Raw genomic sequence first — 11,105 nt, forward strand, 5'->3', positions numbered from 1 at the left:
GGGAACCGCCCGGCGCCCGTATCAAGTCCACGTACAAGCCCGAGGAGCCACCCGTGCCGCGCATGCTCGACGTCAGCGAGGACGTACGCGCCGAGATCGGCGACGAAGAAGCCGACCGGCTGCTCGCCGGCGAGAACGCCCCGGGCAGCTACGACTGCACCTCCTGCCGCACTCCGGGCGACTCCGGGCAGGAACGGACCAGCACCGTGCTGTTCGTCGGCGAGGAGACCGCCGTTCTCGCCTTCGCCCACGCGAGCTGCATCCCCTCGCAGGTCGTCCAGGTCGCCGAGGACCAACTGCAGGGCGCGGTACGGTCCATCACCGGCGAGGAGCCGCAGGTCCCCGGCAGCGCCGGTCCCGAGCAGGCCGTGCTCGGCATCACCAGCGGCCTCGTACTGATCGAGGGCGAACTGCACCCCGCCCTGGTCGTCGAACCGACCGCGCCCATCGCCCGCCCCGGCACGACCGGCAACGGCGGCGACGACTTCCTCCCGCTCCTCATCGAGCAGGGCTTCCTGCCGATCTCCGACGTGAACCAACGGCCCAGCCAGCTCTCCGGCTGGTCCGTGCTGGTCGCCATGGGCCAGCTGCACGCGGTGCTCCAGCCCGGCACGGGCGGCGGCGGCCCGGTGGCCTGGTGGCAGGCGCATCAGCCGCTGCAGGTCACCGACGGCTGGCGCGCGGCCGCCAACAAGTCGCACACGGTGCTGGTCTTCGCCGCTCCGGTCGGCTCCATCGGCCAGCAGCCGCGCGAGGACCTGCTGCGCGAAGCGCTGGAGAAGGCCGCGGCCCGCGGCCGTCTGGTGGCCGCGGCCATGCCGCTTGCGGGCACCTGAGCGGACAGCGGGCGCAGGCCGGGCATACGACGGGCGCGTGACAAACGCCGGGAGTACACGGACGTACTCCCGGCGCAGGTCTGCGTACCGGCGCCCGCAGGTGTGTACCGTCGCCCGCAGGAATCCGGCTCCGCCGAGACCGCATCCGTCCGACGGCGGTGTCGTTGCAGGTACGTGCACTCATACGACCCCTCACTCCAGCCGTACCAGAGTCAGATCCCCTCCATGCGCCCCGCGCGCGACGTACCGGCCGGCCAGTCGCCCACGCCGATCTACGACGCGCTGTACTCCGAGTACCTCAGGGCGTACCGCGCGCTGCCGGGCGACAGGAGCGGGGAAGAGGATCTCGACTTCAGGGCCTTCGGCACGGGGCTGCACAGCAGCCGCGGCGGAGAGGGCGGCCATACGAGCCACCCGGGAGCCGGGTGGCAGCCGTACCCGGTGAGCCGGCCGCACAGCGGCGTCCACCACGTCCCGGCGGCGCTGCCACCGGCTCGCCGCAGAGGTCTCTGACCGGTCCCGGGACATCCGGGACAACAGACACGGCGCTGCCCCGGACCGGTGACAGGTCCGGGGCAGCGCCGTCGTCGAACGTCGTCGTACGCCTTCGTCGTTACGTCACTTCTTGCGGCCGCGCTTCTCGCGCACCCGCACCGAGATGTGGATCGGAGTGCCCTCGAAGCCGAACTCCTCGCGCAGGCGGCGCTCGACGAAGCGCCGGTAGCCGTGCTCCAGGAAGCCGGAGGCGAAGAGCACGAACCGCGGCGGCTTGATGCCGGCCTGCGTACCGAAGAGGATGCGGGGCTGCTTGCCGCCGCGGATCGGGTGCGGGTGGGAGGCGACGATCTCGCCGAGGAAGGCGTTCAGCCGGCCGGTCGGGATCCGCGTCTCCCAGCCCGCGAGTGCCGTCTCGATCGCCGGGACGAGCTTCTCCATGTGGCGGCCGGTACGGGCGGAGACATTGACCCGCGGCGCCCACGCGATCTGAGCGAGCTCGGTCTCGATCTCGCGCTCCAGGTAGTAGCGGCGCTCCTCGTCGAGGGTGTCCCACTTGTTGAACGCGACGACCATGGCACGGCCCGCCTCGACGGCCATCGTGATGATCCGCTGGTCCTGGACGCTGATGGACTCGCTCGCGTCGATCAGGATGACCGCGACCTCGGCCTTCTCGACGGCGGCGGCGGTACGCAGCGAGGCGTAGTAGTCCGCGCCCTCCTGGAGGTGGACGCGGCGGCGGATGCCGGCCGTGTCGATGAACTTCCAGGTGACACCGCCGAGTTCGATCAGCTCGTCGACGGGGTCGCGGGTGGTGCCGGCGATCTCGTTGACGACGACCCGGTCCTCGTTCGCCACCTTGTTGAGCAGCGAGGACTTGCCGACGTTCGGGCGGCCGATCAGGGCGATACGGCGCGGGCCGCCGATGGCTGTGCCGAAGGTCTGGGCCGGGGCCTCGGGCAGCGCCTCCAGGACGGCGTCGAGCATGTCGCCCGTACCGCGGCCGTGCAGCGAGGAGACGGGGTGCGGCTGGCCGAGGCCGAGCGACCACAGGGCAGTGGCGTCCGCCTCACCGCTGGGTCCGTCGACCTTGTTGGCGCAGAGCACGACGGGCTTGCCGGCCCGGCGCAGCAGCTTGACGACGGCCTCGTCGGTGTCGGTGGCGCCGACGGTGGAGTCCACGACGAAGACGACCGCGTCGGCGGCCTCGATCGCGTACTCGGCCTGGGCGGCGACGGAGGCGTCGATGCCCAGCACGTCCTGCTCCCAGCCGCCGGTGTCGACGACCTTGAAGCGGCGGCCGGCCCACTCGGCCTCGTAGGTGACGCGGTCGCGGGTGACGCCGGGCTTGTCCTCGACGACGGCCTCACGGCGGCCGATGATGCGGTTCACCAGGGTCGACTTGCCGACATTGGGGCGGCCGACGACGGCGAGGACGGGCAGCGGGCCGTGACCGGCCTCACCGATCGCGTTCTCGATCTCCTCGGCGTCGAAGCCCTCTACCGATGCGAGCTCCATGAACTCCGCGTACTCGGCGTCGCCAAGCTCGCCGTGCTCGTCGCCGGAGTGGATCTGGTCGTTCATGAAGTCTCGTACCTCGTTCGTTGCATCATCGATGGACCGCGATCCGCGGCCCACTACTCAAGTCTCTCCTAGCGCCCGGTCAGGCGCTTGGCGTTCTCCAGGTGGGCGGTGAGCCGCTCCTGGATTCGTACGGTGGCGTCGTCCAGCGCCGTGCGCGTGCGCCGGCCACTGCCGTCGCCCGCCTCGAAGGCGTCACCGAAGACGACGTCGACCTTGCTGCGCAGCGGCGGCATGGCCCGTATCAACCGTCCGCGGCGCTCGGTGCTTCCCAGCACCGCGGCCGGGACGATCGGGGCTCCGCTGCGTACCGCGAAGTACGCGAGACCGGCCCGGAGCGAGGCGAAGTCGCCCTCGCCCCTGGTGCCCTCGGGGAAGATCCCGAGAACTCCGCCGGCCTCCAGCACGCCGAGCGCGTTGGTGATGGCGGCGCGGTCGGCGGTCGTACGGTCCACCTTCACCTGACCCATTCCCAGCAGGAACGGGTCGAGGAGGCCGACGAACGCCTCCTTCTTGATCAGGAAGTGCACGGGACGGGGCGCGGTGCCCATCAGCATCGGCCCGTCGATCATGTGCGAGTGGTTCACGGCGAGGATCACGGGGCCTGCCGCCGGAACCCGCCAGGCGCCGAGCACCCGCGGCTTCCACAGCCCGTACATGAGCCCGATGCCGATCCTCCGCCCGACCGCCGCGCCCTTCTCAGAGGGTACGGTCACCGCGCGGCCCGCTTCTCCGCATTATCGGTCGCGCTCCGCTTCTCCTCGACCAGACTGACCACGCACTCGATGACCTGCTGCAGGGTCAGGGCGGTGGTGTCCACCTCGACCGCGTCGTCCGCCTTGGCGAGCGGCGAGGTCTTACGGCTGGAGTCGGCCGCGTCCCGCTTGATCAGGGCTTCCCTGGTGGCCGCGACGTCGGCGCCCTTGATCTCGCCGGAGCGGCGGGCGGCACGGGCCTCGGGCGAAGCGGTCAGGAAGATCTTCAGATCGGCGTCCGGGAGGACGGTGGTGCCGATGTCGCGCCCCTCGACGACGATGCCCTTCTCGGCGGCCGCGGCGATCGAACGCTGCAGCTCGGTGATCAGGGCGCGCACCTCGGGGACGGCACTGACGGCGCTCACCTTGGAGGTGACGGCCTGGGTACGGATGGCGGCGGAGGTGTCCTCGCCGTCGACCGTGATGGTGGGTTCGGCCGGGTCGGTGCCGGAGACGATGACGGGCTTGCCCGCGGCGGTCGCGATCGCCGCGGCGTCCTGGGTGTCGACGCCGTTGCTGATCATCCACCAGGTGATCGCCCGGTACTGGGCACCGGTGTCCAGATAGCTCAGCCCCAGCGCGGCGGCGACGGCCTTGGAGGTGCTCGACTTGCCCGTGCCGGAGGGTCCATCGATGGCGACGATCACGGATTCCACGGTGTCGGACACCTTCCTGGTCTGTGGAGGGGGCCGGCGGAAGTGCGGATGGCCCTGCCCAAGGTTACCGAGGATTCGGCGCGTCCCGTGCCGCGCTCCCGCCAGGGCCCGCCAGGGCCTAGAGGCGGAGCGACCAGCCGCGCTCCCGGAGCGAAGCGCTGAGCACCGTCGCCGCCGTCGGTTCCACCATCAGCTGGACCAGGCCCGCCTGCTGGCCCGTCGCGTGCTCGATGCGGACGTCCTCGATGTTCACGCCCGCCCGGCCCGCGTCCGCGAAGATCCGGGCCAGTTCGCCCGGCTGGTCGCTGATCAGGACCGCCACGATCTCGTACGTCGTCGGCGCCGCGCCGTGCTTGCCGGGGACGCGGGTGCGGCCCGCGTTGCCGCGCCGCAGGACGTCCTCGATGCCCTCCGCGCCGTCCTGGCGCTTGGACTCGTCCGAGGACTGCAGGGCGCGCAGCGCCTGGACCGTCTCGTCCAGGTCGGCCGCGACCCCGGCCAGGACGTCCGCCACCGGGCCCGGGTTCGCGGAGAGGATCTCGACCCACATCCGGGGGTCGGACGCCGCGATCCGGGTGACATCACGGATGCCCTGGCCACAGAGCCGTACCGCCGTCTCGTCCGCCTCCTCCAGCCGGGCCGCGACCATCGAGGAGATCAGCTGCGGGGTGTGGGAGACGAGCGCGACCGCCCGGTCGTGGGCGTCGGCGTCCATGACCACCGGCACGGCCCTGCAGAACGAGATCAGTTCCAGGGCCAGGTTCAGGACCTCGGTATCGGTGTCACGCGTGGGCGTCAGCACCCATGGGCGGCCCTCGAACAGGTCGGCCGTGCCCGCCAGCGGACCCGAGCGCTCCTTGCCCGCCATCGGATGTGAACCGATGTACGGGCTCAGGTCCAGGCCCAGCGCCTCCAGCTCACGCCGCGGACCGCCCTTGACGCTCGCCACGTCGAGGTAGCCGCGCGCGATCCCGGCGCGCATCGCCTCGGCGAGCGCGGTCGCGACGTACGCCGGCGGTACGGCGACGATCGCCAGGTCGACCCGTCCCTCCGGCGGCTCGTCCGTCCCCGCGCCGAGTGCGGCCGCGGTACGGGCCCGCTCCGGATCGTGGTCGACGAGGTGGACGGCGACGCCGCGGCCCGCCAGGGCGAGGGCCGCGGACGTACCGATCAGGCCGGTTCCGATGACGACGGCGGTTCTCACTGGGCGATGTCCTTGCGCAGGGCAGCCGCGGCACCGAGGTACACATGCGCGATCTTTGACTTGGGCAGCTCGGACTCCACGTGCGCCAGAATCCGGACGACTCGCGGCATCGCGCCCACGATGTCCAGCTCCTGAGCGCAGATCAGCGGTACGTCGACGATGCCGAGCCTGCGCGCGGCCGCCGCCGGGAAGTCGCTGCGCAGATCGGGCGTCGCCGTGAACCAGACGCTGATCAGATCGTCCGCGCCGAGCCCGTTCCGCTCCAGGATGGCGGTGAGCAGCTCACTGACCTGCTCGTCCATGTGTCCGGCCTCGTCCCGTTCCAGCTGGACGGCTCCACGGACCGCTCGTACCGCCACGTCGTGCTCCTTACCTGTGCGAGTGCTCCATTCAGCGTAGTCAGGCCCCGGGGCACACGGCCGCGGCGACCGCCCTCCGAGACGAGAGCGCCGGAGCGGGCGGCCGCCGCGGGCACGCGCGTAGCGGGAGGGCCCGGGCTCCGCAGGGACACGGCCCGAGCGCCCGAACACGGTCAATGTCGCCCCCATCGGACCCGATCGCCACTTGGGCGACCCCGCGCTCGACCGCCCTGCGCTACAACTGACGGCATGCTCTTTCATGTCGTGCCCGTGGACGAGTGGACGGCTGACGTGGAGCGGCCGTACACCCCGGCCTCACTGACCACCGAGGGCTTCGTGCACTGTTCGCCGGACGAACCGACCGCGCTCGCCATCGCCGACGGCCCCTACCGGGACGCGCCCGACCTGCTGGTCCTCCTGATCGACGAGAGACGGCTCGGCGCCGAGGTCCGCTGGGAGGGGTCCGAGGACATGCTCTTCCCGCATGTGTACGGTCCGATCGAGCGAGCCGCCGTCACGACCGTGATGGCGGTGCGGCGGGATGCCGACGGACGCGCGCGTGAGCTCACCCCCTGGGCCTGAACCCCCGAAACCCTGGACGCGACGCCCCCGGTGCAGTTGCATTGGGTGTCCGCGCATGCCCCACCGCAGGGGGAGGCCGCCCCGTGAAGCGTTCAGGACCACTGCTCACGCTGCTGGCGGGGCTGCTGCTGGGGCTGTTCATGCTGTCGCTCAACGCCACGACGGGGACGCGCGCCACGGCCTCGTCCGGCGGCACCATCGCGCCGCCTTCCCCCACCGCACCTTCCCCGAGCGCGCCGGCTCCGTCCACGCCCGCGCCGAGCACGCCCGCGCCAGGCACATCGGCGTCCGCGACCGCGGCCCCGCGGCCCGACGCCGAGTACGCGGGCCGTACGGCGGACGACACCGCCGCCGTCTCCGTCTCCGTACGCGGCAGCAAGGCGATCGGCTACTTCTGCGACGGCCGGGACCAGGAGTCCTGGCTGCGCGGCGAGGTCGGGGACGACGGCAGCATGCGGCTCACCGGCGACGACGGCGCCAGGCTGGAAGGCGTCCTGCGCGCCGGGAAGCTCGACGGAACGGTCGAAATCCAGGACAGGACCCGGCAGTTCACGGCGGCCAAGGCGGTCAGGCCATCAGGCCTGTACCGCGCCACCGCCGAAGTCCGCGGCGCGAAGCTCGACGGCGGCTGGATCGTCCTGCCGGACGGCCGCCAGGTCGGCATCCTCAAGCGCGACGGCGAGCCCGCCGCCGCACCCCGGATCGACCCCGCATCCGGCGCCGTCACGGTCGACGGCACCCGGCTCACCGCCCGCCCCGTCGTCCCCTGAGGTGCGTCATGAGCTTCGGTCCTCCCATCGACCCCAACGCCCGCACCGCCTCGTTCCCCGCGAGCCCGGGCAACCACGCCCGCCCGAGCGCCGCCCGCTACCTCGTACCCGCCCTGGTAGCCGCCGCGGTCGCGGTCGGACTCGGGGCGTACGGAAAGGTGCACGATCCGGCGGGCACGGCCTTCAACCTCGCCGGCTTCAGCAGCACCGGGGCCGTCAAGTCCTGGCTGGGCACTGCGGCCCTCGCCTTCGCTCTGGTCCAGATCGTTTCGGCGTTCGCGATGTACGGACGGCTTCCGGGCGTACGCGCCGCCTCCTGGATCCCCGCGCTGCACCGCTGGTCGGGCCGGATCGCGTTCCTCCTCGCCGTGCCGGTGGCCGTCCACTGCCTGTACGGACTGGGCTATCAGACGTACAGCTCGCGCGTGATGTGGCACTCGCTGCTGGGTTGCTTCTTCTTCGGCGCTTTCAGCGCCAAGATGCTCCTGCTGCGAGCGGAACGGCTGCCTGGCTGGCTGCTGCCGGTCGTCGGCGGGGCGGCCTTCACGGCGCTCACGGTGATCTGGCTGACCTCGGCGCTGTGGTTCTTCCGCACGGTCGGGGTCACGACATAGGGAGACGGCCATGGAGACTCCACGACGTACGGTTCTGGTGGCGGGCGCGGCGGGCGCCGCCGCTCTGGTGGCGGGCTGCAGCAACTACGGCGACGAGGGCGGCGGCTCCACGTCGGCCACACCGAGCACGAGCCGACCGGAAACCACGCAGCCCGCCACTTCGGGCACCGGCACGACGAGCGCCCCGCCCGAGAGCTCGGCGCCCCCGGCCGGCGAGGAGCTCGCCAAGACCGCCGACATCCCGGTGGGCGGCGGCAAGGTATTCGCCGACCAGAAGGTCGTCGTGACCCAGCCCACGTCGGGCGACTTCAAGGCCTTCTCCGCGATCTGCACCCACCAGGGCTGCACGGTCAACAAGGTCGCGGACGGCACCATCGACTGCCCCTGTCACGGCAGCAAATACAACATCGAGGACGCCGCGGTCGTCCACGGCCCCGCCACCCGGCCGCTGCCGACGAAGCAGATCAACGTCTCCGGGGACACCATCGTGCTGACCTAGGCCTCTCGTTCGGACCGTGCCGGGCTCGATCCAAACGAAACGCCCTGGGCCGTGTCTGACAAATCCCGCCTGGCGCGCGACGCCCGGCACGCACACTCGCGGCGTTGTCGGAGTCATCCAAGTACGTCCAGTACGAGGACGATCCTCCGCCTTGCGATCGCACGCACCGAACGCCGCGCACCTCGCCCTGCGGGCGGACGGCGCCATTTGTCAGACACGGCCCAGCCCGGCTCGACCGGCCCCACTCGCGTACCCTCTCGCGCATGCCTCCCGAACTGACCTCCGAAGCGCTCGTACGCGACCACACGATCTACTCGTGCGTGATGGGTTCGCGCGCCTTCGGTCTGGCCACGGACGGCAGCGACACCGACCGCCGCGGGGTGTTCCTCGCGCCCGCCCCGCTCTACTGGCGCCTCGACAAGCCCCCCACCCATGCCGAGGGACCGGCCGACGAGCAGTTCTCCTGGGAGTTGGAGCGCTTCCTGGAGCTCGCTCTGCGCGCCAACCCCAACGTCCTGGAGTGTCTGCACTCCCCTCTCGTCGAGCGCGTCGACGACACCGGCCGGGAACTCCTCGCCCTGCGCGGGGCATTCCTCTCCCGCCAGGCCCACGAGACCTTCGTGCGCTATGCGATCGGCCAGCGCAGGAAGCTGGAGGCGGACATCCGTCAGCACGGCACCCCGCGCTGGAAGCACGCCATGCATCTGCTGCGGCTCCTCGCCACCTGCCGCGATCTGCTCCGTACGGGCGAGCTGGTGATCGACGTCGGCGCCGGCCGGGAGCGGCTGCTGGAGGTCAAGCGGGGCGAGGTGCCGTGGCCGCGGGTCGAGGCGTGGATGAACCGCCTCGCCGACGAGGCGGACGAGGCCGCGCCCGGCTCCCCGCTGCCGCCCGAGCCCGACCGGGCGCGCGTCGAGGACTTCCTGTTCCGTACGCGCCGGGCGTCGGCGCTCCAGGCGTCGGCGCTCGAGGCGTCAGCGCTCCAGGCGGACGCGGACCACGAAGTCGCGCAGCGCTTCGTAGGTGGTGGGCTCGTCGGGTAGCGGCGAGGCCACCCGCGCCTCCTCGAGCACCTCGTGCAGCGCCTCGACGTCGGCGCGTACGCGGTGGTGGTCCACCCCCGTGACGTGGCCGTGCTCGGCGTCCGCCTTGGCCGCGATCAGCGCGGGCAGCCGGCCCGGGGCCTCGACCTCCCCGAGCAGCGTGGGCAGATGCGCCTGCACCTCGCCGCTGCGCATCAGATGGATGCCGGTGAGCAGCGCCCGGAAGGTGTACAGCAGCGGCTTGAGCTCGCCGGTCTTCTCAAAGAGCCGCCACTGGGTGTTCGCGAACCCCCGGTAGTGGTGGGCGTGGTGGCTGGTGAGCACACCGGGAGCGAGCGATATGAGCTCGGCGTGCGCGTCCGACGTGTGCACCACCAGCGGCGACAGCAGCTGTTCCAGGACGTATCCGTTGCGCCGCAGCATCAGCCTTACGAACTTCCGCAGGTCGTGCGTGACCAGATCCATCTCGACGCCGTCCCGGTCCCACATCCGGGACCGGGTCTCCTCCGGCTCGTGCAGCCCCAGCAGCTCCTCGACGGGCAGCAGGTGGATCCCCCGCAGGTCCACGTCCGAGTCCCGGGACGGGAATCCGTACAGATGCGCCCCGGAGACGGTGGCGAACAGCAGCGGGTCGGGCTGTTCGGCGACGACGGGGCCGAGTTCCATGGCCAGTGGATCAGTCATGGATCAAGAGTCCCAGAGCGCGCCGAGCGACATCAGATCGCTGCGGTACTCAATCCGCTCGGACCACTCCTTGGGCCAGGCGCCCGCCCCGAGGTGAGCCCCGGCGAACGCGCCCGCGAGGCAGGCGATCGAGTCCGAGTCGCCCTTGGTGCAGGCGGCCCGGCGCAGTGCCGTGACCGGCTCCTCGGGGAACATCAGGAAGCACAGCAGTGCCGTGGCGAGCGCCTCCTCGGCGATCCAGCCGTCGCCGGTGGCCAGGCACGGGTCGGTCTCCGGGTTGGCCGTGCGCAGCGCCGTCGCGAGCCGCTCCAGGATCTGCAGGCACTCGTCCCAGCCGCGTGCGATGAAGGCCTCGGGCGTCGGATCGTGGGAGTAGGTCCACAGATTGCCGAGCCAGTGGTGGTAGTAGTGGTTGCGCATCTCGTACGCGTACGAGCGCAGCTGCCCCACGAGCCCCATCGGCTCCGCGCCGTGTGCCAGCAGGAACACCGCGCGGGCCGTCAGGTCGCTCGCCGCCAGCGCGGTGGGATGTCCGTGGGTGAGGGCGGCCTGCAACTGCGCGGCGCCCGCCCGCTGTTCCTCGCTCAGCCCAGGTACGAGTCCGACCGGCGCGACCCGCATATTGGCGCCGCAGCCCTTGGAGCCGACCTGGCTGGCCTCCTGCCAGGGCAGATCGCTGTCGAGCTTCTCGCAGGCCACCAGGCAGGTGTTGCCGGGGGCCCGGTTGTTGTCCGGGGAGTGGTACCACTGGACGAACTCCTCGCGCACCGGCCCCGTCAGCCGGGAGGCGACGAGCACCCCGCGGTCCATCGCGGTACGTATGCCGCGCCCCAGGGCGAGCGTCATCTGGGTGTCGTCCGTGACGATCGCGGGCCTCGGCAGGCTCATCTCGCGCCACGGCCCGAACGTGGCGAGGATCCGCGGCACATCGTTGAACTCGGTCGGGAAGCCCAGCGCGTCCCCGAGCGCGAGCCCGATCAACGAGCCGGTGGCCGCTTGTTTGGTGATGGTCCTCGTGGTTCTCATG

The 11,105-nt window shown here is 71.6% G+C and carries 14 protein-coding genes; 7 read left to right on the forward strand and 7 right to left on the reverse strand.

Annotated elements, in window-relative coordinates; all coding sequences use genetic code 11:
• Positions 1 to 53 precede the first annotated feature (53 nt).
• The gene (locus tag SLUN_RS08395) at positions 54 to 836 is read left to right on the forward strand and encodes a DUF8842 C-terminal domain-containing protein (protein WP_108147891.1); all 783 of its coding nucleotides are present in this window, start codon (positions 54 to 56) and stop codon (positions 834 to 836) included.
• A 225-nt stretch (positions 837 to 1,061) separates the two neighbouring features.
• On the forward strand, positions 1,062 to 1,349 hold the full coding sequence (locus SLUN_RS08400; RefSeq protein WP_217502518.1) for a hypothetical protein: 288 nt from the start codon (positions 1,062 to 1,064) through the stop codon (positions 1,347 to 1,349).
• Positions 1,350 to 1,454: 105 nt separating this feature from the next.
• Here SLUN_RS08400 and der read toward each other — a convergent pair whose 3' ends face one another.
• The 5 genes from der to aroH form a co-directional block, all read right to left on the reverse strand.
• Positions 1,455 to 2,915: a ribosome biogenesis GTPase Der gene (gene der / locus SLUN_RS08405; protein WP_108154600.1), complete on the reverse strand. Its 1,461-nt coding sequence runs from the start codon at positions 2,913 to 2,915 to the stop codon at positions 1,455 to 1,457.
• A 68-nt stretch (positions 2,916 to 2,983) separates the two neighbouring features.
• Positions 2,984 to 3,571, reverse strand: coding sequence for a lysophospholipid acyltransferase family protein (locus tag SLUN_RS08410; protein WP_217505797.1), 588 nt, complete (start codon positions 3,569 to 3,571; stop codon positions 2,984 to 2,986).
• A gap of 53 nt (positions 3,572 to 3,624) precedes the next feature.
• Positions 3,625 to 4,335 (reverse strand): (d)CMP kinase, encoded by a 711-nt coding sequence (gene cmk, locus SLUN_RS08415; protein WP_108147894.1) that lies wholly within the window; start codon positions 4,333 to 4,335, stop codon positions 3,625 to 3,627.
• Between the two features lie 106 nt (positions 4,336 to 4,441).
• Positions 4,442 to 5,527, reverse strand: a complete 1,086-nt coding sequence (locus tag SLUN_RS08420; RefSeq protein WP_108147895.1) for a prephenate dehydrogenase — start codon at positions 5,525 to 5,527, stop codon at positions 4,442 to 4,444.
• Positions 5,524 to 5,886 (reverse strand): chorismate mutase, encoded by a 363-nt coding sequence (gene aroH, locus SLUN_RS08425; protein WP_108147896.1) that lies wholly within the window; start codon positions 5,884 to 5,886, stop codon positions 5,524 to 5,526. The genes SLUN_RS08420 and aroH overlap by 4 nt, the downstream gene beginning before the upstream one ends.
• Positions 5,887 to 6,135: 249 nt before the next feature.
• Here aroH and SLUN_RS08430 point away from each other — a divergent pair, with 249 nt between their 5' ends.
• The 5 genes from SLUN_RS08430 to SLUN_RS08455 all read left to right on the forward strand — a co-directional run bounded on the left by SLUN_RS08430 (position 6,136) and on the right by SLUN_RS08455 (position 9,394).
• Positions 6,136 to 6,468 carry a DUF952 domain-containing protein gene (locus SLUN_RS08430; RefSeq protein ID WP_108147897.1) on the forward strand — a complete coding sequence of 111 codons (333 nt, stop codon included), beginning with the start codon at positions 6,136 to 6,138 and terminating at the stop codon, positions 6,466 to 6,468.
• An 83-nt stretch (positions 6,469 to 6,551) separates the two neighbouring features.
• A complete protein-coding gene (locus tag SLUN_RS08435; protein WP_108147898.1) occupies positions 6,552 to 7,238 on the forward strand; it encodes a hypothetical protein in 687 nt (228 codons plus the stop codon).
• 8 nt (positions 7,239 to 7,246) lie between these two features.
• The gene (locus SLUN_RS08440) at positions 7,247 to 7,852 is read left to right on the forward strand and encodes a DUF6529 family protein (protein WP_108147899.1); all 606 of its coding nucleotides are present in this window, start codon (positions 7,247 to 7,249) and stop codon (positions 7,850 to 7,852) included.
• A gap of 10 nt (positions 7,853 to 7,862) precedes the next feature.
• Positions 7,863 to 8,351, forward strand: coding sequence for a Rieske (2Fe-2S) protein (locus tag SLUN_RS08445; RefSeq protein WP_108147900.1), 489 nt, complete (start codon positions 7,863 to 7,865; stop codon positions 8,349 to 8,351).
• A gap of 263 nt (positions 8,352 to 8,614) precedes the next feature.
• Positions 8,615 to 9,394 (forward strand): nucleotidyltransferase domain-containing protein, encoded by a 780-nt coding sequence (locus SLUN_RS08455; protein WP_108147901.1) that lies wholly within the window; start codon positions 8,615 to 8,617, stop codon positions 9,392 to 9,394.
• Here the strand turns inward: SLUN_RS08455 and SLUN_RS08460 are convergent.
• Together SLUN_RS08460 and SLUN_RS08465 are read right to left on the reverse strand one after the other, a co-directional pair.
• Positions 9,326 to 10,078 (reverse strand): nucleotidyltransferase domain-containing protein, encoded by a 753-nt coding sequence (locus SLUN_RS08460; RefSeq protein WP_108147902.1) that lies wholly within the window; start codon positions 10,076 to 10,078, stop codon positions 9,326 to 9,328. The genes SLUN_RS08455 and SLUN_RS08460 overlap by 69 nt on opposite strands.
• 3 nt (positions 10,079 to 10,081) lie before the next feature.
• Positions 10,082 to 11,104, reverse strand: coding sequence for an ADP-ribosylglycohydrolase family protein (locus SLUN_RS08465; protein WP_108154601.1), 1,023 nt, complete (start codon positions 11,102 to 11,104; stop codon positions 10,082 to 10,084).
• Position 11,105 lies beyond the last annotated feature (1 nt).

It is taken from the genome of Streptomyces lunaelactis, assembly GCF_003054555.1.
Taxonomy (GTDB): Bacteria; Actinomycetota; Actinomycetes; order Streptomycetales; family Streptomycetaceae; genus Streptomyces; species Streptomyces lunaelactis.